The organism is Winogradskyella psychrotolerans, from assembly GCF_018860565.1.
Classification (GTDB): domain Bacteria; phylum Bacteroidota; class Bacteroidia; order Flavobacteriales; family Flavobacteriaceae; genus Winogradskyella; species Winogradskyella damuponensis.
In genome coordinates this window covers 66076-89684 of record NZ_JAHKPS010000009.1, presented here as the reverse complement: position 1 = coordinate 89684, position 23609 = coordinate 66076, and the positions used below count along the sequence as shown (strand labels likewise).

The following is a 23609-nucleotide window of genomic DNA, read 5'->3' as shown; positions in this document are numbered from 1 at the left end:
GCTAGGGAGGACTTAACAGTCTGTAAGGTTTACACCAACCGCCAATCCACCTTCTGAGGTTTCCTTATACTTAGAGCTCATATCTTTTGCAGTTTCCCACATCGTCTGAACCACTTTGTCTAAAGGCACTTTTACATTATTAGGATCTGTTTCTAGAGCTAATTCAGCGGCATTGATGGCTTTTATAGCTCCCATAGAATTACGCTCTATACAAGGAATTTGTACTAAACCACCAATAGGATCACAGGTTAAACCTAAATGATGTTCCATAGCAATTTCTGCAGCGACTAAAACTTGCTCAGGAGTTCCTCCTAATAGTTCACATAAGGCACCAGCAGCCATGGCAGATGAGACTCCAATTTCTGCTTGACAACCTCCCATTGCAGCACTAATAGTGGCATTTTTCTTGAAAATACTACCAATTTCACTAGCTACAAAAAGGAATTTTTTGATGTGTTCAAAATCAGCGTCATGATTTTCAATTACTAAATAATACATTAATACAGACGGAATAACTCCAGCGCTACCATTAGTAGGTGCGGTAACAACACGGCCTAAGGATGCATTCACTTCATTTACCGCTAAGGCAAAACAGCTAACCCATTTTAAAATCTGACGGAATTTAACTTCCGTTTTTCTAATGGTTTCAAGCCACTCTTGTGGATTGTCGTAGGTGTTATCTCCAATAATATTTTTATGCATGTCATAAGCACGACGTCTAACATTGAGGCCACCTGGTAAATTGCCTTCGGTATGACAACCAACATACATGCATTCTAGCATGGTATCCCAAATACGTTTTAATTCAAAATCTATAGAGGCTTCATCGCGTATCGATTTTTCATTTTCTAAAACCACACCAGAAATAGGGAGTTGCAATTGATCACAAAACTTGAGAAGTTCTTCTCCGTAAGCTACAGGGTAAGGAAATGTGCAATAAAAGATGATTTTGTTTGCTTTAGAAACTTTTCGCTCTTCTTGTACCACAAATCCGCCACCAATAGAGTAGTAGGTAGATTTGTAATTCCGACCATTGATAAGGGCACTAAATACCATACCGTTAGAATGAAATGGCAGTGATTTCCGATTAAAAATGATATTGGTTTTAAAGTCAAAAGGAATGGCTCTTTCGTTATTAAAGTTTAAAACATGATTTGTCTTAACACCCGAAATAATGGTGTCTATATCCTCAATAGGCATACGTTCAGGATCTGCTCCAGTTAAGCCTAAAATTACAGCAAAGTCTGTAGCATGACCTTTACCTGTTAGTGATAAAGACCCGTAAAGATCTACCGTTATTTTTTCAACTTTATCAAAACGCTTTTTAGCTTTTAATTCTTTTATCCAACGTTCGGCAGCTCGCCATGGCCCTAAAGTGTGAGAACTCGATGGTCCTACGCCAATTTTAAGCATATCAAATACAGAAATACACTCCATTTACGAAATCATTTTTGTTAAATACAAATATACATCTTGTTGTTTCATACTTAGCAAATATTCACAAAAATGAAGACATAAAAAAAGCCTAAACATAAGTTTAGACTTTTTATAAATTTTAAATATTTAGTGCTTATTCTATAAATTCCATAACAGATTCGTAATCATTAATATCTATATCTGAACTGTTTACAAATTCTATAGGTAGTATGACAATTCTAAAGGTTTGATTAATTCTTTCGTCATCCAATAATAAGTTAAAATCAAATGTTGGGTGAGATTCAATAAAAATAGTAACGAAATCATAGTTATGCTCATAATTATATTGAAATTCCTCTCCAGAGTTTACATAAACAGTTTCTGGAAGCGATTTCCATACGTCATAGCCATCAACCTGACCTCTAAGATGGTAAACTAAAACCATATCCGATTCATATAAATCAATATCAAGAGGAATTTCCATCGTTTCTTGATAATTATTTGTAGATGTAAAATCTATAGTTCTTTCAAATGATTGACCAACTATGTTAACGCCATTAGCGCCATCAAAACCTGGAGGTCCTTGTTCTCCTTCGCAAGCAGTTATTAAAAATGTAAGTGTAAATAATAGATAGGCTATTTTTTTCATGAGGATATAAATTTTAATTAATTACTAATGTATTGTTATTTTGTATCAAACAGCATGCCTTTTTTATAAAAGTATAGGGATTTCCATGTTAAAGTTGATTTTAGTAATGTATTCTTAAAAAGAAAGTCATCTAAAAATTACTTTTTAGACGACTTTCAAATGAAAAAAAAATTAGCAGAATTATTTAATTAAAAGTTTTATGCTTTCACCACTTTTTGTTTTTAATATATAAGTGCCAGCAGTTAAACTTGGGAGTTCAAAACTCATTGTATGCTCTTTTGATAAAATTTTACGACCTTGAACATCAAATAAAGCAACAGAAACTGATTTATTAAAATATACCGTTTGGTTTGATTTGGATGGGTTAGGGTACATTTTTAAAGTATTTGACGCTAATGTAGGTTCTTCAATACTTAAAGAGTTATTGTTAAGCGCATAGAAACTCAACGTAGAACTTACTTCGTTAGCCATAATTACTAAACCTTTGTTGTTAGGACTGTCTTCTGGCTTTACATAAATAATGCCTTCAGGACCTAAATCTCCACCTTCATCGTCACCTAAATCTCTATTGTTAATGTATTTTTCAAAAACAGCATTATTTGGGTCGGTAATATTGTAGGTCATAAAACCACCAACACGCTCTAAAGTTATAAAGGCATAAAATTCATCATTAATTTCAGCCACTGTTACACCTTCTGGTTCAGGCCCTTTATTATCACTTCTGTTTTTAAAGTTGTTGTTACTATTACTAACATTAAACAAATCGCCATAAGTTGGGTCATTTGCAGTAATGCGTTCAAAATCGTCACCACTATCAAATACTAAAGCACCTGTAGTTGTATTCCAAATACTAAATGAACGTGAACCAAATACATGAATTTCATCAAAATCACCATCATTGTCTAAATCACCATTAGCATTGGTAACCGTTAAGCGGCCTAAGTTGCTTTCTAATTGTAAGAATTCGGCATTAGGAAACACAGTTGGGTCTAAGTTGAGATCACTAATACGTTCTTCTTCCTCAAATGTATCATATTCTCTAGCATCACCTTCGTTAGCTGTTACTAAATAAGTAATGCCATTAACGTTGTAAGAAGCCATAGCATCTGGCATATACATACCTTTTATAGGCCAATTAGATAAGAATACGAAATCTGTTTTATCTGACGTATCAATTGTGTTTCCTGCTAAAGCATGGTCTTTTAAGCCTAAAGGTAAGATGTCTGTGATAGTGTTTGTGGTTAAATCAATAACTCCAATAGCATTGTTTTCTTGAAGTGTCACATAAGCAGTTTGAGAGTCACTAGAAAACGTGATGTATTCTGGTTCTAAGTCTTGAGAAACTGTGGCATTGGGACCAAATACTCTAACACCTTCTGCTTGTAATGATGCTAATTGGCTATCAAAACTATTAAAGTTTATTGACGTAACGTTAGTTTGAGAAATATTACCCAATCCACCTGTAACATCAATCACAGAAATACTACCTTCAGGATCTACAGAATAATCATCATTAGGTTGACCTTCATTGGCAACTAAAAGCTTTGTGCCGTCTGGTGTAAATCCTACCATATCTGGAAGATTTCCTGCAGTAACAGTAGAAGAGATAGTACCATTGACATCACAAAATACAACTACACCATCTTCTAATGGGCCTTTTGAAATACCAAGAGCGACTATATTATTCATATAAGCAACACTGGTTGGGTCGCCATACATAGATAAATCAATAGTATTAATTGTTGTAATGGCATTAATGTCAGAGAAATCTATGATCTCTAATTTTTGACCTGTTGAATTCAATACAAATAAACGTTCAGACATTGGATCGTGAGCAACAATTTCGGCAGAACCAGCATCATCTACTAAATAACTAGATATGTATTCAATATCTAAGGCGTCAGTTGGTGTAGGGATAGTATTGTCATCATCTAAAATGTAAACTCCAGTTGTTTCGTATGCACCAAGAGTAGCATTAATAGGATTAGACAGTTCTAAAATAAAAAGTTCATCCATTTCAGCTAAAGCATCATTCACTACAGGAATAGAAAGCGTAATTGTATTTGTAGAATTTGCAGGAAAATTTAAGGTTTGGTTAGAAAACGTGAAATCTTCTACAGTTGTAGCTGTTAATAATTCAGTAACTAAACGCACATCTATAGACACGGCATCACTTGGTGTGGCAGACAACTCTACCGTAATGTCTACAGTTATTTCGTCTTCATTAATAACATAGGTGCTTTCAGAAAAACTTATTTGTGGAATAACATTAGTTACAGGTGTATAGCTTCCTGGTGAGGCAAACACATCTTCGCCTATAGATTGACCGACTAAATTTGTAGCAGGAGTCCAGTTAGTACCTTCGTTAAAATCAGCATTTGGATTTAACAATTCTAAAGAAGGGCCATCTCCATCTACCGATGTTGGCCAAGGAGCATCGTCGCTATATTCAACTTGTGATATGACATCTCCGTTAGAATTTTTAATTTCAAGTAATTCTCCTCCATTACCTAAGGCATTTGATATAGCTTGTGGCATGTCTAAGAACGTCACGCCATAAAAAGCGTCTGCTGTAGCTTTGTCAGTTGCTAATAATACTATATCACCTTCTGCAAGTGACATTTCTGGAAATGTAAAGATAAAATTACCTTCATCATTAACTGTTATACCTCCTAAATCTATAGAAGCTGTACTGTTATTATAGATTTCTAAAAACTCAAGAGCATTAGAATTGTCAGAAGGAGCATTGTACATTATTTCTGTGATAATTAAACCCGAAGTTAATGCATTGTAATATAAATCTTGACTTACATAAGCTGTTGTTTGAATGTTGGCAAATAGATCTTCGAGATTATTAACGTTTACATTATATGCTATACCTTCTGTAAAACCAGAATGTGTCACGGTTGCTGTTAAAGTAGTATTGTCATATACGACAGAATTAACGGTCAACATAGGATTGAAAACATAATTTGTTAATGTTTCTGCAGTAGTTTGTGTTATGGCTTCGGTAAAAACCACTTCTAATGTAGTATGGTTTAGTGTATAAACGTTAGCAACGCTTGGAGGATTAGTATCTGTCGTTGCAATTACAAAAGGAGTCGTGTTAAACGGTAAGCTAGCATTGTTTTCAAAATCATAGTTATTCATATTGTTTAAGGTAACATTATATCCATTAGCCGTATAACCCGTTCTTGGTCCATTATAAACAGCCAATGAAGTTCCGTTAGAATAAGTTATAGCAGTAGAGCCTTCTGTAAGTCCGGTGCCTGTTAAACCTGTTCCTGTGCCATCATCGTATGCCGAAGATGAATTTGCAACAGCAGTAATAAATGTAGTTGGAGTGTCTATATCTGTACCTTGATATACAAATATAGCTTCTGATGATGCCGAAATTCCGCCAGGCGAACCAACAATAGTTCCATGTGATACGTTTGGTGTGGCACTGATGTCGTAAAATGTAATAATTGATCCAGCAGTAATAATACCTGTTCCAGTTTGCCATTCGTAATTAGCTTCTCCAGAATTGAATGCAGTGCCTGTCCATTCTTTGTCAGAAAAATAGATAATGCTATTTGCAGGTATGTCAACAAATGTCACCATAGCAAAATCGTCATCGTCATTGGCATGAAAAGCAGTAAATGCCATATCTCCAGTATTAAGCTGAGCACTAGAAGCGCATGAAAAAAGCAGTAATAATAATCGTAAAATGTGTTTCATAATATTTTGGTTGTTTTAGTTGGTGTGAAATTATCAACCAAACATGTCTTAATTATATACTCTATATTATATATGGATGAAGAAAACTTTAAGAATGTTAAGTAGAAGTGTACCTAATGTTGCGGGCTGTGATTATCTCATAACAATTAATTAAAGTGACATCATGTCATATTTTTTGCCGTGGCATAATCATTGACTATTAGTTATCGAGTTAAAAAAATAATAACACGACACTTTCCGTGAAAGCGGAAAACAAATAACAAATATAATTATGAGTAAGATTATTGGAATTGATTTAGGTACAACTAACTCTTGTGTTTCTGTAATGGAAGGTAATGAGCCAGTTGTAATCCCAAACGCTGAAGGTAAAAGAACAACACCTTCGGTTATCGCTTTCGTTGAAGGAGGTGAAATTAAAGTTGGTGATCCAGCAAAGAGACAAGCAGTGACTAACCCTACAAAAACGATTTATTCTATTAAGCGTTTTATGGGTAACAAGTATTCTGAGTCTAAAAAAGAAGCAGAGCGTGTACCTTATAAAGTGGTAAAAGGCGACAACGATACTCCAAGAGTAGATGTCGATGGTCGTTTATATACACCTCAAGAATTATCGGCAATGATTCTTCAAAAAATGAAGAAAACAGCTGAGGACTATTTAGGTCAAGATGTGACAGAAGCAGTAATTACTGTACCAGCATACTTTAACGATGCACAACGTCAGGCTACAAAAGAAGCAGGTGAGATTGCAGGTTTAAAAGTGAGAAGAATTATTAACGAACCAACTGCTGCAGCATTAGCTTATGGTATGGACAAAAAAGGTACTGATCAGAAAATCGTAGTATTCGATTTTGGTGGTGGTACGCATGATGTGTCTATCTTAGAGTTAGGTGATGGTGTATTTGAAGTATTATCTACAGATGGTGATACACACTTAGGAGGTGATGACGTAGATGAAAGAATCATTGATTGGTTAGCTGAAGAATTTATTGCTGACGAAGATATGGATTTACGTAAAGACCCAATGGCTTTACAACGTTTAAAAGAAGCTGCTGAAAAAGCGAAGATTGAATTATCGTCTTCTTCTCAAACAGAAATTAACTTACCATACGTAACGGCTACAGCTAGTGGTCCTAAACACTTGGTACGTACATTAACACGTTCTAAATTTGAGCAGTTAATTGACGACTTAATTAAAAGAACGATAGAGCCATGTCAAACAGCATTAAAAGCTGCAGGTTTAACAAAATCTGATATTGACCAAGTAATTTTAGTAGGTGGTTCTACACGTATTCCTGCTGTACAAGCAGCTGTAGAATCTTTCTTTGGAAAAGCGCCAAGTAAAGGTGTAAACCCTGATGAGGTTGTGTCTTTAGGTGCAGGTATTCAAGGTGGTGTATTAACAGGTGATGTAAAAGACGTTCTTTTATTAGATGTAACACCATTATCTCTTGGTATCGAAACTATGGGTAATGTAATGACTAAGTTAATTGAGTCTAACACTACGATTCCAACAAAGAAATCGCAAGTATTCTCAACAGCAGCAGATAACCAGCCATCAGTAGAAATTCACGTATTACAAGGTGAACGTCCTATGGCAGCAGATAACAAAACAATTGGTCGTTTCCACTTAGATGGTATTCCACCAGCAAGACGAGGAACACCTCAGATTGAAGTAACGTTTGATATTGATGCTAATGGTATCATTAAAGTATCTGCTACTGATAAAGCAACAAATAAAACGCAAGATATCCGTATTGAAGCATCATCTGGATTAACAGAAGAAGAAATCCAAAAGATGAAAGCAGATGCAGAAGCGAATGCAGAAGCTGATGCTAAAGCAGCAGAAAATGCTAAGAAATTAAACGAGGCAGATTCTATGATTTTCCAAACTGAAAGTCAGCTGAAAGAATTTGGTGATAAATTATCTGACGATAAGAAAAAGCCAATTGAAGATGCTCTTGAAGAATTGAAAAAAGCATACGAAACAAAAGATATCGCAGTTATAGAACCAGCTTTAGAGAAAATCAATGAAGCATGGAAAGTAGCAAGTGAAGAAATGTACAAAGCACAAGCAGAAGCTCAAGGTGGTGGTGCAGCAGGTCCTGAAGCAGGAGCAGAGCAACCAGCGGATGAGTCTAGCGATGTGGAAGATGTAGATTTTGAAGAAGTAAAGTAAGCAGATAACCAACTTTTGCTCTTTGCGAAAGTTGTGTGAATAGCTTATGACAACGAAGGTTAGTATCTCACGAAGAGCACAAAGCTCGAAGTAGTGGAAGACTAAAATTATATAGAAAAAAACGCAATCATTAATTTGGTTGCGTTTTTTGTGTTTTAGAAAGTTGAATTAATATATATTTAATGTCTAACTCACCAATCGACATGAAAAAACTATACCTTTTTTGGACTTCAATTCTTATATGTTTTAGTAGCTATTCTCAGAACCTAGAAGATTTTATAATTACCTATGAAGTAGATAACGATAATGGGCTGTATGTAACATATCCATTTTATGGTGGACAATTTACTATCGATTTGGGTGATGGTAATTTTTTAACAGAAGATGATATCAATTCTGGTATTCATCATGTATATGACGCACCAGGCGTTTATACAATAGTAGTGAGTGGAGATTTCAATAGAGTAATCTATGATAATCAAGGTTATAATATGCATTTAAAAGTAAAATCTATAGAACAATGGGGAACTGCGCAATGGATATCTATGGAAAGAGCTTTTAAAGGTTTGAAGAATTTAGTTGTAAATGCAACAGATACACCAGATTTAAGTTTAGTGACTAATATGGACGAAATGTTTAGTGGTGCAAGTTCGTTTAATTCGCCAATAAATGATTGGGATGTTTCTAATGTTACTAGTATGTACGCTTTATTTGAAGAAGCAACACTGTTTAATCAAAGTCTTAATGAATGGGATGTCTCTAACGTAACAAATATGAGTGGTATGTTCAGTAGGGCGTCTTCATTTAATCAAAATATTAATGATTGGGATGTCTCAAATGTAACTAATATGGTTGGTATGTTTGGATGCTTTACTGAGGATAACAGTAGTTTTAATCAGCCCTTAAATAACTGGGATGTGTCTAAGGTAACAGATATGTATTGGATGTTTAGAAATGCAGTTTCTTTTAATCAACCTTTAGACAATTGGGATGTGTCAAATGTTGAAGAATTTGGTAATATGTTTGTTAATGCTACGTCTTTTAATCAAGATATTAATGCTTGGGATGTCACAGGAGCTTTAAGTATGAACAGTATGTTTAAAGATGCAACGGCATTTAATCAACCTTTAAATGATTGGGATATGGCTAACGTTCATACAATAAGTGAAATGTTTAGTGGCGCATCATCATTTAATCAACCTTTAGATAATTGGGATATATCAAATGTTGAATTAATCAATGGGTTATTTCATCACGCCATGTCATTTAATCAAGATATTTCAAGTTGGAATTTTGAGTCGGTAATAGATTTGAATTCTCCTAGTTATGGTAAAACGTTCTTAAGTTATACTGCTCTAGATACTGCAAATTATGATGCATTAATTCTAGCTTTTGCACAATCGGGATTACAAAACAAAACGATTATAGCAGAAGATCTTTTTTATTGCGATGCAGCAGTGCGCTCTTATTTAATTGAAGAAGCAGGTTGGAATTTTGTGGACGATGAACTCAGTAGTGATTGTGAAAATTATTCAATTTCTGGCGCTGTTTTTTTTGATGCAGATAATAATGGTTGTGATGTAAGTGATATGGTTGCTAATGGTATTGTTGTAAGTGCAATAAATAGTGATTTTGATTATGGTACTATGGCTTTAGAGGGGAGTTATGATTTAAGTTTAATAGATGGAACGTACGATTTAAGTCTTATAAACACACCTTTTTATTTTGATGTATTACCTGTGACAACATCAGTGACATTAAATAATACTAATCCTACTCATATTGTAGACTTTTGCTTAACAGCCAATCAAACGGTAGAAGATTTGAATATAAGAATTTTACCTATTAGCGATGCAAGACCAGGATTTGAAGCCAACTATAAGCTAATAATTGAAAACATAGGTACAGAAACTATTCATAATATTACAGCGAGTATAACTTTTGATGCTTCAAAACAGTCTTTTATTTCGGCAACACTCGCAGAAATTGTGACTTCTACGAATAGCCTAAGCTTTGCTATTTCTGATCTCAACCCTTTTCAAACTCAAGAAATCGATATTGTAATGCAAACCTTTACACCACCAACAGTAAATGGAGATGATGTTTTAAGTTTTACAGCGTCGGTTATACCAAATGCAAATGATTATACTCCAAATGATAATACATACCAACTAGAACAAACTGTCGTTAATGCTTACGATCCAAATGATAAACGTGTACTTCAAGGTGCATTTATTACCGAAGATGACACTGCTAATTATTTAGATTACATAATTAGGTTTCAAAATACAGGAACTGCTAATGCTACTTTTGTTAGAATTGAAGATGATTTAGATACAGATTTAGATTGGAGTACCTTTAAAGTGACAAGTGCAAGTCATGATTACAATGTAAATATCACAAACGGTAATATGATAGAGTTTGTATTTGATGCTATAAATTTACCATATGAATCTGTTGATGAATTAGGAAGTACAGGTTTTATTGCGTACAAAATTAAACCTAAATCAACTGTTCAATTGGGAGATGTAATGAGTGGTAATGCTCGTATATATTTTGATTATAACTTTCCTATAATAACAAACACGGTTTCTACGGAAGTTGTAAATAATTTAAGTGTTAATACGTATTCATTAGAATCGATGGTAACAATTTATCCTAATCCTACAAAAGGAGGTCTTCATTTAAAGGTTAATAATGGAGTCCATATAAAGTCCGCTAAGTTGTATAATGTTCATGGAAAGTTACTAATAGATGTTAAAGGAGATACCACTTATTTAGCTACAGAAAAGCTTTCTTTTGGCGTTTATCTATTATCTATGGAAACCAATAAAGGGCTAATACATAAAAAAGTTATTGTAAATTAATAATTAGAAATTTATACAGAGAAAACGCGGTCATTAATTTGATTGCGTTTTTTTATTTGCATTTATTTTTAACTTTTTTTATTTCTCATCCAACCCTTTTTGTTTTAAAAGCGTTTTTATTAATAGAAGCGAAAACATAAGTGCGCTTTAAACAAAATTAATTATCATTTAAAAACAAGTATTATGAAAAAAGTAAACTACATTATTATTTTAGTTTTAATTTTCAGTATTAATTTAGTTACTGCTCAGGATGAGAATGCGGATACATCAAAATTTACTTTCGGATTTACATTAAGTGAGCAATTGGTTGCTAAAGATTCTGGAGAAAACTTAGAAGCATATTTAGGATATGCTATTAGCAATGACATAGGTATTGGCTTATTAATATCAAATGCAACTATGAGAAGTAAAGCATTGGATACAAATTACAAATTAGATAAATACGCCATTCAAGTTACTTATGATTTTGCAAAATCAGAAAGCACTAAACTCGAATCTATATTTGGATTTTCGTATATTAATTTTGATAAAAAAATTCTTGAGGACGATAACAATGGGCTGGGTATAGATTTAGGTATTCAAACCACGTTCAATTTAAAAAGCAAATTAAATTATGGTTTAAGAATTGTTTCTACTTTCAGTAGTTTTTCGCCAGGAGGTATATTAAATGCCGGTTTAATATTTGAATATAGAATTTAAAATTGAACATAATTAAAACATTACTTTATAATTAAATCCGTTTGCAAAATTAAAAATTAGACCAGCATATACAATGTCAAAATTAGTATCTATAAATCAAAACGTGAGTGAGCTGGTTGGATTAGCACAAAAATCCAACCAAAAAGCTCAACTGGCACTTTATGATACCTTTTCGGGGAAGATGCTTGGCGTTTGTAGACAATACATTAAAGATATACAATTTGCAGAGGATGTAATGATTACATCATTTCATAAAGCATTTATAAATATTAATAAATACGAACCTTATGGTAGTTTTGAAGGTTGGTTAAGACGGATTATGGTTCGCGAATGTATTTCGTATTTGCGTATTCAGAAGAATAAATTTAATGTGGTTGAAATTGGAGATTACTATTTTTCACAACCAGCTTCAATAACTGATAATTCAACTTCTGAAATTATACAAAATGCCGTAGATCAGCTACCCATTGGTTGTAAAACCATTTTTAATCTTTATGTCATTGAAGGTTATAAGCATAGAGAGATATCGGAACTATTAAATGTAAGCATAGGAACTTCAAAATCGCAGTTAGCACATGCTAAAAAGCTTTTAAAAAGTAGTCTCGCTAATTTAAATACTAAAGACAATGGAACCCAATAATATAGAAAAGTTAATTCAAGATAATTTTAAAGACAGAAGCATAGAGCCATCTTCAGAAGCTAGAGAACGCTTAATTATGGCTTTAAACACTAAGCCTAAAAAGAAGAAAAAACTTTGGCTAAATTATGCTGTAGCTGCGTCTTTAGTTTTAGGATTGTTCTTTGTTGGAGGTAAATTACTATTTAACCAAGGAGTCGTAGAACAACCTATTGAAATCGGTTTTGAAAAAGAATTACCAGAAGAAATTCAGCAACAAAAATTACCAGATTCTGTAGATGAGACTAAAGCTATCGTATTAGAAGAGCCACAAGGTTCTAATGAAAAACTTAACATAAAAAAACAGTCTAAAGTCGTTTCAAATCCAAAAGGAATAGGGTCTAAAAATAAGATTGTAAAACAAGACATTCAAACGGATGAGGACGTTAAATTACCAACAGAAAATTCTACAATTACTATAGAAAAAGACCTTGTAAAACCAAAAGAGACCGAAGATTTAGCAGTTATAAAGTCGCCTAAACAATTTCAATACATAACAGCAGAGCAACTTTTAGAGTCAACAGAAGACAATAGTGGTATAGATTTGATTCAGAATACAACACAGTTGTCAGATTCTTATTTGGATTCTCATCAGCTTTTACTTGAAATGGAAAAGGAATTATTTGACGAAAAAAACAAAAGTATTTTCAAAAGAGCAGGCAAAGAATTTAAAAGAATAAAGGAAGCCGTTGCTAATAGAAATTACGAGCATAACATTAATCCCTAAATAAACGATCTTATTATGAAACATACAATTTTAATATTTGCCATGTTGTGTTGTACGTCATATGTAATGGCACAATCTAAAAATTTTGAAGAAAAAGCAGCAATTATCGCTTCTAGAATTGACTCTATTACAACCGCAGAAAAAAGCACTTTAAAAAAAGAACTCAAGAAGCTAGATAAAAAGGTTGAAAAAAACGAGATGACTTCAGAAGCTGCTGAGGTCGAAAAAAAGAGACTAGCAAGTTACCATGCTAAACGTATAAATGAAGCTGTTTTTATTGAAGAACAAAAATTACAGGCTTTAATTAAAGATAAGGTTAGTGGTCAACAAGAAGTAGAGAAGGAAGACATTCCGATTTTTACCTCACTTTCTAAAGAAAATTATTATCAAGATTCTATAAGTGGAATTAAAATTGAAAAACGATTTACAACACAATTTGTAATTGCATTTGGTATGCATACCGCTTTGAATGACGACGGAGGGTATTATGGAGACGGATTTAAAGTGAACCCCTTAGGTTTTGGAGAAGTTGGTTTTACTTTTAAATATAGGCTAAAAGAAACTACTAATCTATGGAATCTTAAATTTGGATTCTCTATATATTCGGATGAAATAAAACCAGAACATGATAACGCTATTTTAGTTATTAATAATGACGAAACAACTTTGCAAGATGCCGGTTTTAAAATTGATAAATCACGATTTACAAATATGTATGTAAGTTTACCTGTACATTTAGAATTAGACTTTTCAAAACCACAATATCATGGTAAAACAGAGCAGTCTTATTTGCGCTCGCAACGTGGTTTTAGAATGGGTTTAGGTGGTTATTTAGGAGTAAGAATCTATACACAACAGTTTATGAAATTTAATGATGAAAATGGTTTGCGAACAACCTTAAATCAACAAGATAGGTTTAATATGAATAATATTAGTTTTGGTCCAAGTGCATACGTTGGTTATAGAGATTTAAGTCTTTATGCTAAATATAGTGTAAGTCCTATGTTTAAAAATAACCCTCAAGATATAAATACCCTTTCAATAGGCTTGAGATTGGATCTTAATTAATAAGAGTCCTTAATATTGTAGCATAGAAGAACGCAATCTCTTATATTAAATAGGATGGGTTGCGTTTTTCTTTTATCATATATTTAAATTAAAAATGAATCATAATTTAAAACTCTTTCAAATTATTTCTATGTTTGGTATGAGATATTCACCTGGATTTTAAATTAAAAGCACCTAAAATGAATGTATATAATTCGTTAAAACGATTATTGATTACACATGTTTTGAATTTCAAAAAACGTTTTATGGAGTTTAATTTAAAAATGAACACCAGAAAAGCTATAAAAGAGACGAATAGAAAAAACAAAACAGCACAATTAAAACCAGAAGAAGTTCAGCAGGCAAAGGCTTATTTTAAATCCAAAGGCTATAACTTACAAAACACCTATTGGCACAGTTATTATAAGAGTATAAGTGGCGAATTTTACCCTAATTATATTCCTGAAGATATATTTAGTGCCATTATCTCTCCAAAGTTTAACGAAATGCGACAATGGCCAGCGCTATTAGATAAAAATTTGTCTTATGCTTTATTTAAAGAGGTTAATCAGCCTGTAAAAGTTGTACAGAATATAAATGGCTTTTACTATGTAAATAATGAGATTGTAAGTGAGGCTATTGCAGTTAAAGTTTGTAATAGCCATAATAACCCCCTTGTTATTAAACCAACTATTGATTCTGGTAATGGAATTATGGTTGAATCGTTTGGTATTAAAAATAATAGGACGACATATAAGAATCTTGAAACCATAGAGTTGTTTAGATTATATAAAAAAGACTTTATTGTTCAAGAGCTTGTAGCGCAAAGTTCTGCTATGAAAGCGCTTAATCCGTCATCTCTTAATACGCTGAGGTTAATGAGTTATCTTAAGCCAGATGGTGTACATATTTTATCTTCCGTAATACGTATAGGGCAACCAGGACATCATACAGATAATTTTTCTGGAGGTGGTATTGTCTGTGGAATTGATCCTAAGGGAAATTTAAAACATAAAGGCTATTCTAAAAATGGCAATGTTTATACAGAAACCCATACTCATGTCTCTTTTAAAGGTTTTCAAATACCTAATTATTCAAAAGTTTTAGATATGGTAAAAACAATGCACCCTAAAGTGCCATATTTTAAATTTATATCTTGGGATATTGGTATTAACGATAATGAATTACCTGTTTTTATTGAATACAATACCTATTATCAAGATGTAGATTTACATCAAATTACAAATGGTCCTTTATTTGGCGAATTTACAGATGAGATCCTGAGTTTAGGTTTAAAATAAGACTAACACTTCTTATAATTGTTAATTACCTTACGGCGTTTTCCTGAGGCTAAAGCAGGAATTTCATCTACATAAATAATATGTATTACAGCATCTTCTCCAAAATCAGATTTAATATCAGCGATTAAGTCATCTTCAAATGGAAAAGTGTCTCCTTGAAGATTTAACTTGATATCATATGTTTTTTCTCCTTGTTGAATGAATTGATACTGTTTCAATAAGTGATAATATTTATAAAATTTAGTATATACCACAAAAGACGACATCATGTTACCCTTAGAGTCGTATATAAGATCCATTTTCCGACCTTCAATTTGAGTAAATACTTTTATACCGTTTTTATGCTCACCTAATTTTGCAATATCTCCAGTATCGTATCTAATTATTGGCATGGCATAATTAAATAAATCGGTAACTATAATCCGACCAAAGTCTCCTAATTTTGCTGGTAAATCATTGTCTAATTGCAATAACTCAATATGGTAACTAGCTTCATTAATTACAAAGCAATTTGGAGAATCTATAGTTTGTTGTGCTATAATACCTATTTCTTCACTTGAATATCTTGAAAGTACAGTCGTATTAAGATGTTTACCTAAGGTTGTTTTGGTGTAAGAATTTAAATATTCTGAGTTTGCTATAGCAGAAGTAAGGCCTAAATCTTTCAATACGAGATTGTTTTTCTCTAAATATTGCGCAATCATTTCATAAGCAGAGGCAAAGCCTAATAGTGTTTTTTTAGATTGTTTATCTAATTTTAATAGTTCTAAAAATGTTTTAATTCTATCTTCTGTAAGTCTAGAAACATCAAACTGAACAATATTTTGTAACCAAGATTTAAGTGCGTCTTTTTTATTGTGATCTCGCCAAACTTCGAGTTCGTATAATTTATTTCCAATTTTAAAATCGGACTGGTTGTAAAAATAAATGGCGTCCGCATGGTTTCTGTGGCGTTTATTTTTATTTTGAAATAAGAAAAAGGGAACTCCTGTTGAGCCGCTTGTAGAAACCTTAAAATTAGTTTTATCTTTAAATTCTTGTGATTGAAACGCGTTAAAATTATCTTGAATTGTTGTTTTCCTAATTACAGGGAAATCAGAAATGTCTGTTGCATCTCCAAACGGTTTGTAATATGGTGTTGTTTTTACAGAATGGGTAATCAAGCGTTTTAAATGTGCATCTTTAACTTGTTTTGCTTTAAGAGAGTTAGGATTCTCAATACAAAACGTTATCTCATTTAACAGTTTTTTTATAGTGTTTCCTTTTATACGGTCTAATAACCAAAATAAATTATGACGTGTATAATTTAAAATCATGTGAATTTTAACCTAAATATTTAGAATCAACAGCTCTGCCTTTTACTGTATTAATAGGACTTCCAAAGGCTTGTTTTAAATTACCTATAGATTTTAAAACTAAAGAACCAGCTCCTACAACCGTATTATCTCCTATAGTTATTTGCTGTATTACCAATGCACCAAGACAAATAGCAGAACAAAATCCTATTTGTACATTACCAGCAATAGTAACACCAGATGCTAAACTAGAGAAATCTGCCATTTTAGAATCGTGACCTAGCGATGAGGCTGTATTTAAAATGGTTAGTTTGCCTACTTTGGCATTTGCATTAATCACAGCATTTGCCATTATTACTGTACCTTCTTCAATAATAACATCATTTGCAATCACTGCATTAGGATGGATTATTGAAACAAATTGTAATTGTGGAGCAATCTCTCTTATTTTATAATATGCAGATTGTCTTGTAAAATTGTCTCCAACAGCAATAACAATACCTTCAATATTTAACGCTTCTATTATGCTAGAAAGCTGCTCTAAATTACCAAGAATTTTATAACCACTAATCATTTCATTTTTGCGCTTATAACTGTCAATAAAACCTTTAATGATATAGTTGTTTTTCTTGTGAATAATATCTATGATCATTTTTGCATGACCAGAAGCACCATATATTAGTATGTTTTTCATTAACTTGTAATAGGGTTTGGAAACAGTTTCTAAGAATAGATTTGGTTTGTTTGTGACAAAGATAGGTATTCAAATTATAAATATATAAATAAGTAAAAACAAGCTCGTTTTTACCTGTGGAATAATGAATCTTTAGTTTTTTTAGGCTTATTTTGCCTTTTTTAAAACTTTACTTTCAATTAGCTTAAAATAGTTATGACATTCAATATGACATTCGTAAAAAAGGATACTAAAAATTTAGCCGTTAAATTAAACGCTAAAGGCGAACAATTTGTTGTTAAAGGTCATCCTTGGGTGTTTTCTAACAGTATTGTTAAGATAAATGATGATGCCAAAACAGGTGACTTAGCTATTATATTTAGTAAAAATAAAAACAAAGTTGTTGGTTTTGGCTTATACGATGCTAATTCACCTATTCGTATTAAAATCATTCATAATGCTGAAACTAAAGTTAAAATTGATGCTGCTTTTTTTCAGCATAAAATAGAATTGGCTTTTGAAAAACGTTTAGAATTATTGCAAACCAACACCAATAGTTATCGTCTATTATTTGGCGAAAATGATGGTTTTCCTGGGTTAATTGCCGATGTATATGACACCGTTTTAGTTGTAAAACTATATTCCGAAATTTGGTTACCATATTTAGAACCTATTTTAAAAAGTTTACAACAAATTTCAAAAGCTGAAACTGTGGTTATGCGTTTAAGTAGAAGCTTACAGAATAGTACAAATCATCCATTAAAAGATGGTGAAGTGATTTATGGTACGCTAGACAATGAAGTTGTTGAATTTGTAGAGCATGATGTGAAATTTTCTGCAAACGTTATTAAAGGTCATAAAACAGGTTATTTTTTAGATCATAGAGACAATAGAAGACGCGTTGGAGAAATGAGCAAAGGCAAATCTGTATTAGATGTGTTTTCTTATGCCGGCGGATTCTCTGTTCATGCGTTGGCAAAGGGTGCAACGGAAGTCACAAGTTTAGATATTAGTAAACAGGCTTTAGATATGGCGCGCGAAAATGGAAAGTTAAATGCTTATACTGGTCAACATAAAACCATTTCAGGTGATGCCTTTGTAGAAATGAAAGCTTTAATTCAAAAAGGTAAAACCTATGATGTGGTGGTCATAGATCCTCCAAGTTTTGCAAAACAGCAATCTGAAATTGATTTAGCAAAAAAGAAATATGCGCAATTGGCAGAACTAGGAGAGAAGCTCACTGCTAAAAACGGGCTTTTAGTGTTAGCATCATGCTCCTCTAGAGTATTGGCCCAAGCATTTTTTGATTTAAACTCTCAAGTCTTAAATTCTAAATCAAGACTTTTTGAAACAGAATTAAAAACCAAACATGATATAGACCATCCTATTGCATTTCCAGAAGGAGCCTATTTAAAATGTGGCTACTATCGGTTTTTGGAATAAAAGTGTTATGCGTGCATAATATTTATTACATTTGTATTATTAATAAATGTCACACTAAGCTTGTCTAAGTGTTGTTAAAATTAATTACATATGTCTACAAAACTCACAGAACTTTTAAATATAAAATACCCAATCATACAAGCACCAATGTTCTTGGTCTCTAATGTTGCTATGGTTACAGAAGCAATGAAAGCCGGAATTGCAGGTTGTATACCAGCATTAAATTACAGAACTTTAGAAGAATTAAGAGCGGCCATAAAAGTCCTTAAAGCCAATAAAGTTGAAGGTGGTTCATTTGGATTTAACTTAATTGTAAACAAGTCTAATGTTAAGTATAAAGGGCAATTAGAAGTGCTTTGTGAAGAAGGTTGTGACTTTATAATTACATCATTAGGTAGTCCGGAAGAAACAATTAGACAAGCGCATGCTGCTGGTATAAAAGTGTTTTGTGATGTTACCGATTTAAGATTTGCCAAAAAAGTGGAGCAATTAGGTGCTGACGCAGCAATCGCTGTAAATAATGAAGCTGGTGGACACAGAGGAAATTTATCACCAGAAGAATTGACCAACCTGTTAAGTAAAGCATTAACTATTCCTGTAATTTCTGCAGGTGGAGTAGGTTGCAAAGCCGATATTGATAAAATGTTAAGTTACGGAGCAGAAGGAGTTTCTGTTGGTAGTCCCTTTATAGCTTCAAATGAAGCTGGTGTTACAGATGATTATAAACAAGCCTGTGTAGATTATGGAGCCAAAGATATTATAATGACAGAACGTATTTCTGGTACACCATGTACAGTAATTAATACACCTTATGTTCAGAAAATAGGAACAAAAGCGACTTGGATTGAAAATCTTTTAAATAAAAATAAGAGCCTAAAAAAATGGGTAAAAATGATCCGTTTTTCAATAGGTATGAAAGCGACAGAAAAAGCAGCGAAAAAAGCGACTTATAAAACAGTTTGGGTAGCTGGTCCTAGCATTGAGCATACTAAAGAAATCCTTCCAGTAAAAACCATTGTAGAAAAATTAGTTAACTAATGGCTATATCATCAAAAACCATAAGATATGGTGTTATTACTATAGGTTTTTTAGGTATTCTTTTTTTTGCAGCCATATTTGCTTTCATTTTGTATAAATCTAAAAAAGACATTTCAAATGAAGAACCTTACGTGTCTTTTTTAAACAAACCACATCAATTAAAAACTGTTAGTACGCTTCGTTGGCATAAAGACAACTTGCGTTTTAGTCATTACAGTTTAGAGGTTAATGATGATTCTAATTATAACGAGGAAGATGTGAAGTCTGTAAAACAATACCAACCAGGCGATGTAATTACATTTCATGCAGCGAAATCATATTTTAGTAATCATGTTGGAGAAAGCTATTATCTTATAGGTCGCGATACTTTAGAGACAGGTGAAGTCGTAGAATTTCAATATTACTACACGCCAAATGCCTTACCTTTTGATTAATACGATTCTACTTTAGAAAAAAGTCTATATATTTATTTCAAATTTTTATGTAATAATTGTCCTCTTTTATCTTTTGGTAAACGTCATAAGGATATAACTATTAAATTTTAAAAATTATGAAAGATTTTATGATGATTTTCGTTGGTAAAGAGTATGTTGATTTAGGCATGTCTCCAGAAGAGTTACAAAGCCGAATGGAAAAATGGTTTGCTTGGGGAGCCAAAATGGAACAAGCAGGTATTTTAAAAGGAGGTGAAGCCTTAACACCACAAATTAGACGTATTACTGGTAAAGACAGAACTGTTACCGACTTAACTTCTGCGGAAGTCAAAGAAATAGTTGGTGGATTTTATTTGATAAAAGCCAAGGATTTTGATGCAGTTCAAGAGATTGCGAAGGATTTTCCTGATTATGATTTAGGAAACACAGTAGAAATTCGTGAAATTATGGTATTCGATCAATAACCGTTAATGGAACCAAAACTAATAGACCATCTTTTTCGCCATCACAGTGGAAAGATGGTCTCTGTTTTAACACGAATATTTGGACTACAGCATCTCGATATTATTGAAGATGCCGTTCAAGATACCTTTATAAAAGCGAGCTTGTCTTGGAGAAAAGAACAGCCAAAATATCCTGAAGCATGGTTAACAAAGGCCGCTAAGAATAGAGTTCTAGATATTTTTAGAACCATAAAAGCTCAAAAAAATAATAGTCTACATATTACGCAAGGCACTGATGCTATTGCTATTAATGAGTTGTTTTTAGATGCAGAAATAGAAGATGCACAGCTTAGAATGATATTTACGGCTTGCCATCCCAAATTAGATCCTAGAGACCGCATTTCATTTGCTTTAAAAACCGTTTCCGGATTTAGTATTAAAGAAATTGCTTCCGCATTACTCACCAAAGAAGAAACGATTAAAAAACGATTATTACGCGCTCGTAAAGCGATTAAATCAGCCAATTTGCAATTCAATATTCCCCAAGGCAAAGACTTACAAGAACGTTTAGATAGCGTATTAGAAGTGTTATACCTTATTTTTAATGAAGGGTTTCACTCAAACAGTAAAGACCAATTAATCAGAGAAGATTTATGTGGTGAAGCTATGCGTTTATGTAAATTATTGCTCAACCATCAACAAACCCAATTCCCAGAATGTTATGCGCTTTTTGCTTTGATGTGTTTTCATTCGTCAAGATTAGAAGCCAAAACAAACGTAAATAACCAAGTACTAGATTTAAAACAACAAGATAGAAGCTTATGGCATTTGCCGTTAATACAACTTGGAAATTCTATGATGTATAAAGCCATTGAAACCGAAGAATTTTCTTGTTACCATTATGAAGCTGCTATTGCAGCCGAACACTTAAAAGCTAAAACATTTGAAGACACCAATTGGAACAAAATTTTACACTGGTACAAAGCGCTTTATACCTTACAACCTATGGCTTCACATTTGTTAACTATGGCAGTTGTTTCAATGCAGACTAAGGATTATAAAATAGCAAATATGTATTTGAAACAACTAAAACCAGAAGATTTAGAGCAACGCGCGTATTTATATTATGCGGCTAAAGCGGATTATTATGCCGAAACCGATAATTTTGATGAAGCTTTATTGCAAATTGATTTGGCTTTAGATGCGGTAACTAATACCTTAGAGAAAGCGTATTTATTGAAGAAAAAATCGATTTGGATACGCTCGTAACAATTAATTAAAAAAATAGGACTGATTAAATGACCTATAATGAAATCATACAATGTCTTTATAACTTAGAAGACAAGGATAAAGTAGCTTTTAAAGCGAAGAAATTTGGCATTATCTCATATAATTCACTAGGTATTTATCATAAAGATTTAAAAGTAATAGCTAAAGAAATAGGTGTAGACAATACACTCGCTTTACAGCTTTTTGATAGTGAAATTTACGAAGCGCGCTTATTATGTAGCAAACTGTTTAAACCCAAAGATGTTACAGAGGAGCTCATGGAAAAATGGGTAAAGACCTTTGAGAATTGGGAAATATGTGACAGCTTTTGTATGGGTTTGTTTTCAAAAAGTAATTTTGCTCTTGCAAAAATATTAGAATGGTCACAAAGAGAACCAGAGTTTGAGAAGAGAGCAGCATTTGCTACTTTGGCATCGTATTGTATGGCAGATAAAACTTCAGATAACGCCTTATTTGAACAATTTTTCTCAATTATAAAACGGGAAGCCTGTGATGAGAGACTCTATGTAAAAAAAGCTGTAAATTGGGCGTTAAGAAACATAGGAAAACGAAATGTAGACCTCAATCGTAAAGCCATAGAAGTCGCTAATGACATTCTAGAATTAGAAAGTAAATCTGCCCAATGGATAGCCAAAAATGCGTTAGCCGAATTGCAAAAGGAAGGCATTAGAATGTCCAATTATCCGAGAGCTATTTATAGGTTTTAGATTCCTAAAGTTTAATGACCACTTATTATCCTATAATATAAGATATATGACACTAAAGCCAAAATCCATAAGACCATTCATAGGTTCAAAAGCTTACAATATTTCTAGAGAATTTTATAAAGATTTAGGGTTTGAAGAATTTGTTATTTCTCATAATATGTCGGTATTTAAAACAGGAGAATTTGCCTTTTATTTACAAGACTATTACGCAAAAGATTGGATAGATAATACCATGGTTTTCCTTGAAGTTGATAATGTTCAAAACCATCTTCAACATTTGAAGCAAAGTGGATTAATAGAAAAGTATGAAAATGTCAGGTGCTCAGAGATTGTTTATAATGATTGGGGAAATGAGTTTTTTCTTCATGATCCTTCGGGAATCCTATGGCATTTTGGAGAATTCAATGCACAAATTAAATAACCGTTTTCAATAGCTTAATGTTTTCATAAATGCTTGGTAATAAATTTGTTTGTAACAAAACAGTCTGTTTTACGACGTATTAGTAGAACACATGTTTAATAAAAAAAAAGAAAAAGTTATGATTCATAAAGGAGCATTAGTATTAGGAGCATTATTAGGAGCTACAGCAGGCGTTTTATTTGCGCCAGAAAAAGGAAGCGTTACAAGAGGTAAACTAAAAAAAGAGGGTAAAGTAATTAAAGATCAAATTACTAACGATTTTACCGAGGTTAAAGAAGATTTATCTAAAGCAGCCTCTTCAGGTAAAGAGAAACTGAAACAAGATTTAGAAGATTTAGCTTCAAAATCAAGTTATAAAACAGAACAGGCTATTACTTTTTTAGAAAAACAATTAGCTATTTTAAAAGATAAGAATAAAACCCTTCAGAAAACAAGTTAATGTAATTTTCTTCTAAAAATGAGTCTTTTCAAATCTTGAAAAGACTCATTTTTTTGTTTTTATTAAAAAGAATTATTGAACGTGTTTTTTAATTAATTAGCATTAACTTAATCTAAACATCTAAATATATTAACATTTTTTTGTACTT

The 23609-nt window shown here is 32.5% G+C and carries 20 protein-coding genes; 15 read left to right on the top strand and 5 right to left on the bottom strand.

What is annotated here, in order from left to right; all coding sequences use genetic code 11:
- Positions 1-12: 12 nt before the first annotated feature.
- The 3 genes from KO504_RS02895 to KO504_RS02885 all read right to left on the bottom strand — a co-directional run bounded on the left by KO504_RS02895 (position 13) and on the right by KO504_RS02885 (position 5785).
- Positions 13-1437, bottom strand: coding sequence for an L-serine ammonia-lyase (locus tag KO504_RS02895; protein WP_215924824.1), 1425 nt, complete (start codon positions 1435-1437; stop codon positions 13-15).
- A 133-nt stretch (positions 1438-1570) separates the two neighbouring features.
- Entirely contained in the window at positions 1571-2065 is a 495-nt protein-coding gene (locus KO504_RS02890; RefSeq protein WP_215924823.1) for a dihydrolipoamide dehydrogenase, read from the bottom strand.
- Between the two features lie 180 nt (positions 2066-2245).
- Positions 2246-5785 (bottom strand): choice-of-anchor I family protein, encoded by a 3540-nt coding sequence (locus tag KO504_RS02885; protein ID WP_215924822.1) that lies wholly within the window; start codon positions 5783-5785, stop codon positions 2246-2248.
- 271 nt (positions 5786-6056) lie between these two features.
- Between KO504_RS02885 and dnaK the strand changes: the two genes are divergently transcribed.
- From dnaK to KO504_RS02850, 7 genes are all read left to right on the top strand, one after another.
- Complete coding sequence (dnaK, locus tag KO504_RS02880) at positions 6057-7961, top strand: molecular chaperone DnaK (protein ID WP_215924821.1); 1905 nt, start codon at positions 6057-6059, stop codon at positions 7959-7961.
- A gap of 203 nt (positions 7962-8164) precedes the next feature.
- Positions 8165-10828, top strand: a complete 2664-nt coding sequence (locus tag KO504_RS02875) for a BspA family leucine-rich repeat surface protein (RefSeq protein ID WP_215924820.1) — start codon at positions 8165-8167, stop codon at positions 10826-10828.
- Positions 10829-11011: 183 nt separating this feature from the next.
- Positions 11012-11527 carry an outer membrane beta-barrel protein gene (locus tag KO504_RS02870; protein WP_215924819.1) on the top strand — a complete coding sequence of 172 codons (516 nt, stop codon included), beginning with the start codon at positions 11012-11014 and terminating at the stop codon, positions 11525-11527.
- A 73-nt stretch (positions 11528-11600) separates the two neighbouring features.
- On the top strand, positions 11601-12167 hold the full coding sequence (locus KO504_RS02865) for an RNA polymerase sigma factor (protein ID WP_215924818.1): 567 nt from the start codon (positions 11601-11603) through the stop codon (positions 12165-12167).
- Complete coding sequence (locus KO504_RS02860; protein WP_215924817.1) at positions 12154-12930, top strand: hypothetical protein; 777 nt, start codon at positions 12154-12156, stop codon at positions 12928-12930. The genes KO504_RS02865 and KO504_RS02860 overlap by 14 nt, the downstream gene beginning before the upstream one ends.
- 15 nt (positions 12931-12945) lie before the next feature.
- On the top strand, positions 12946-13998 hold the full coding sequence (locus KO504_RS02855; protein ID WP_215924816.1) for a hypothetical protein: 1053 nt from the start codon (positions 12946-12948) through the stop codon (positions 13996-13998).
- A 179-nt stretch (positions 13999-14177) separates the two neighbouring features.
- On the top strand, positions 14178-15278 hold the full coding sequence (locus KO504_RS02850; protein ID WP_215924815.1) for a sugar-transfer associated ATP-grasp domain-containing protein: 1101 nt from the start codon (positions 14178-14180) through the stop codon (positions 15276-15278).
- A 2-nt stretch (positions 15279-15280) separates the two neighbouring features.
- Here the strand turns inward: KO504_RS02850 and KO504_RS02845 are convergent, their stop codons facing one another.
- A complete protein-coding gene (locus KO504_RS02845) occupies positions 15281-16594 on the bottom strand; it encodes a CoF synthetase (protein ID WP_215924814.1) in 1314 nt (437 codons plus the stop codon).
- A 7-nt stretch (positions 16595-16601) separates the two neighbouring features.
- The gene (locus tag KO504_RS02840; protein ID WP_215924813.1) at positions 16602-17267 is read right to left on the bottom strand and encodes a NeuD/PglB/VioB family sugar acetyltransferase; all 666 of its coding nucleotides are present in this window, start codon (positions 17265-17267) and stop codon (positions 16602-16604) included.
- Between the two features lie 207 nt (positions 17268-17474).
- Here KO504_RS02840 and KO504_RS02835 point away from each other — a divergent pair, with 207 nt between their 5' ends.
- The 8 genes from KO504_RS02835 (at position 17475) to KO504_RS02800 (ending at position 23461) form a co-directional block, all read left to right on the top strand.
- A complete protein-coding gene (locus tag KO504_RS02835) occupies positions 17475-18689 on the top strand; it encodes a class I SAM-dependent rRNA methyltransferase (protein WP_252723605.1) in 1215 nt (404 codons plus the stop codon).
- Positions 18690-18779: 90 nt separating this feature from the next.
- Positions 18780-19727 carry an NAD(P)H-dependent flavin oxidoreductase gene (locus tag KO504_RS02830; RefSeq protein ID WP_215924811.1) on the top strand — a complete coding sequence of 316 codons (948 nt, stop codon included), beginning with the start codon at positions 18780-18782 and terminating at the stop codon, positions 19725-19727.
- Entirely contained in the window at positions 19727-20161 is a 435-nt protein-coding gene (locus KO504_RS02825) for a hypothetical protein (RefSeq protein ID WP_215924810.1), read from the top strand. The genes KO504_RS02830 and KO504_RS02825 overlap by 1 nt, the downstream gene beginning before the upstream one ends.
- Before the next feature lie 116 nt (positions 20162-20277).
- Positions 20278-20625: a YciI family protein gene (locus KO504_RS02820; RefSeq protein ID WP_115816784.1), complete on the top strand. Its 348-nt coding sequence runs from the start codon at positions 20278-20280 to the stop codon at positions 20623-20625.
- Positions 20626-20631: 6 nt separating this feature from the next.
- Positions 20632-21873, top strand: coding sequence for an RNA polymerase sigma factor (locus KO504_RS02815; RefSeq protein WP_215924809.1), 1242 nt, complete (start codon positions 20632-20634; stop codon positions 21871-21873).
- Between the two features lie 29 nt (positions 21874-21902).
- A complete protein-coding gene (locus KO504_RS02810; RefSeq protein ID WP_215924808.1) occupies positions 21903-22601 on the top strand; it encodes a DNA alkylation repair protein in 699 nt (232 codons plus the stop codon).
- Positions 22602-22647: 46 nt separating this feature from the next.
- Positions 22648-23022 (top strand): glyoxalase, encoded by a 375-nt coding sequence (locus KO504_RS02805; RefSeq protein WP_215924807.1) that lies wholly within the window; start codon positions 22648-22650, stop codon positions 23020-23022.
- 91 nt (positions 23023-23113) lie between these two features.
- Positions 23114-23461 carry a YtxH domain-containing protein gene (locus tag KO504_RS02800; RefSeq protein ID WP_252723604.1) on the top strand — a complete coding sequence of 116 codons (348 nt, stop codon included), beginning with the start codon at positions 23114-23116 and terminating at the stop codon, positions 23459-23461.
- The last annotated feature ends 148 nt before the right edge of the window (positions 23462-23609 follow it).

What these genes read in the sequence shown, in the direction of transcription:
- KO504_RS02895 (WP_215924824.1), bottom strand. Translation starts at nt 1,437, where the DNA reads ATGGAGTGTATTTCTGTATTTGATATGCTTAAAATTGGCGTAGGACCA.
- KO504_RS02890 (WP_215924823.1), bottom strand. Translation starts at nt 2,065, where the DNA reads ATGAAAAAAATAGCCTATCTATTATTTACACTTACATTTTTAATAACT.
- KO504_RS02885 (WP_215924822.1), bottom strand. Translation starts at nt 5,785, where the DNA reads ATGAAACACATTTTACGATTATTATTACTGCTTTTTTCATGCGCTTCT.
- dnaK (WP_215924821.1), top strand. Translation starts at nt 6,057, where the DNA reads ATGAGTAAGATTATTGGAATTGATTTAGGTACAACTAACTCTTGTGTT.
- KO504_RS02875 (WP_215924820.1), top strand. Translation starts at nt 8,165, where the DNA reads ATGAAAAAACTATACCTTTTTTGGACTTCAATTCTTATATGTTTTAGT.
- KO504_RS02870 (WP_215924819.1), top strand. Translation starts at nt 11,012, where the DNA reads ATGAAAAAAGTAAACTACATTATTATTTTAGTTTTAATTTTCAGTATT.
- KO504_RS02865 (WP_215924818.1), top strand. Translation starts at nt 11,601, where the DNA reads ATGTCAAAATTAGTATCTATAAATCAAAACGTGAGTGAGCTGGTTGGA.
- KO504_RS02860 (WP_215924817.1), top strand. Translation starts at nt 12,154, where the DNA reads ATGGAACCCAATAATATAGAAAAGTTAATTCAAGATAATTTTAAAGAC.
- KO504_RS02855 (WP_215924816.1), top strand. Translation starts at nt 12,946, where the DNA reads ATGAAACATACAATTTTAATATTTGCCATGTTGTGTTGTACGTCATAT.
- KO504_RS02850 (WP_215924815.1), top strand. Translation starts at nt 14,178, where the DNA reads ATGAATGTATATAATTCGTTAAAACGATTATTGATTACACATGTTTTG.
- KO504_RS02845 (WP_215924814.1), bottom strand. Translation starts at nt 16,594, where the DNA reads ATGATTTTAAATTATACACGTCATAATTTATTTTGGTTATTAGACCGT.
- KO504_RS02840 (WP_215924813.1), bottom strand. Translation starts at nt 17,267, where the DNA reads ATGAAAAACATACTAATATATGGTGCTTCTGGTCATGCAAAAATGATC.
- KO504_RS02835 (WP_252723605.1), top strand. Translation starts at nt 17,475, where the DNA reads ATGACATTCGTAAAAAAGGATACTAAAAATTTAGCCGTTAAATTAAAC.
- KO504_RS02830 (WP_215924811.1), top strand. Translation starts at nt 18,780, where the DNA reads ATGTCTACAAAACTCACAGAACTTTTAAATATAAAATACCCAATCATA.
- KO504_RS02825 (WP_215924810.1), top strand. Translation starts at nt 19,727, where the DNA reads ATGGCTATATCATCAAAAACCATAAGATATGGTGTTATTACTATAGGT.
- KO504_RS02820 (WP_115816784.1), top strand. Translation starts at nt 20,278, where the DNA reads ATGAAAGATTTTATGATGATTTTCGTTGGTAAAGAGTATGTTGATTTA.
- KO504_RS02815 (WP_215924809.1), top strand. Translation starts at nt 20,632, where the DNA reads ATGGAACCAAAACTAATAGACCATCTTTTTCGCCATCACAGTGGAAAG.
- KO504_RS02810 (WP_215924808.1), top strand. Translation starts at nt 21,903, where the DNA reads ATGACCTATAATGAAATCATACAATGTCTTTATAACTTAGAAGACAAG.
- KO504_RS02805 (WP_215924807.1), top strand. Translation starts at nt 22,648, where the DNA reads ATGACACTAAAGCCAAAATCCATAAGACCATTCATAGGTTCAAAAGCT.
- KO504_RS02800 (WP_252723604.1), top strand. Translation starts at nt 23,114, where the DNA reads ATGTTTAATAAAAAAAAAGAAAAAGTTATGATTCATAAAGGAGCATTA.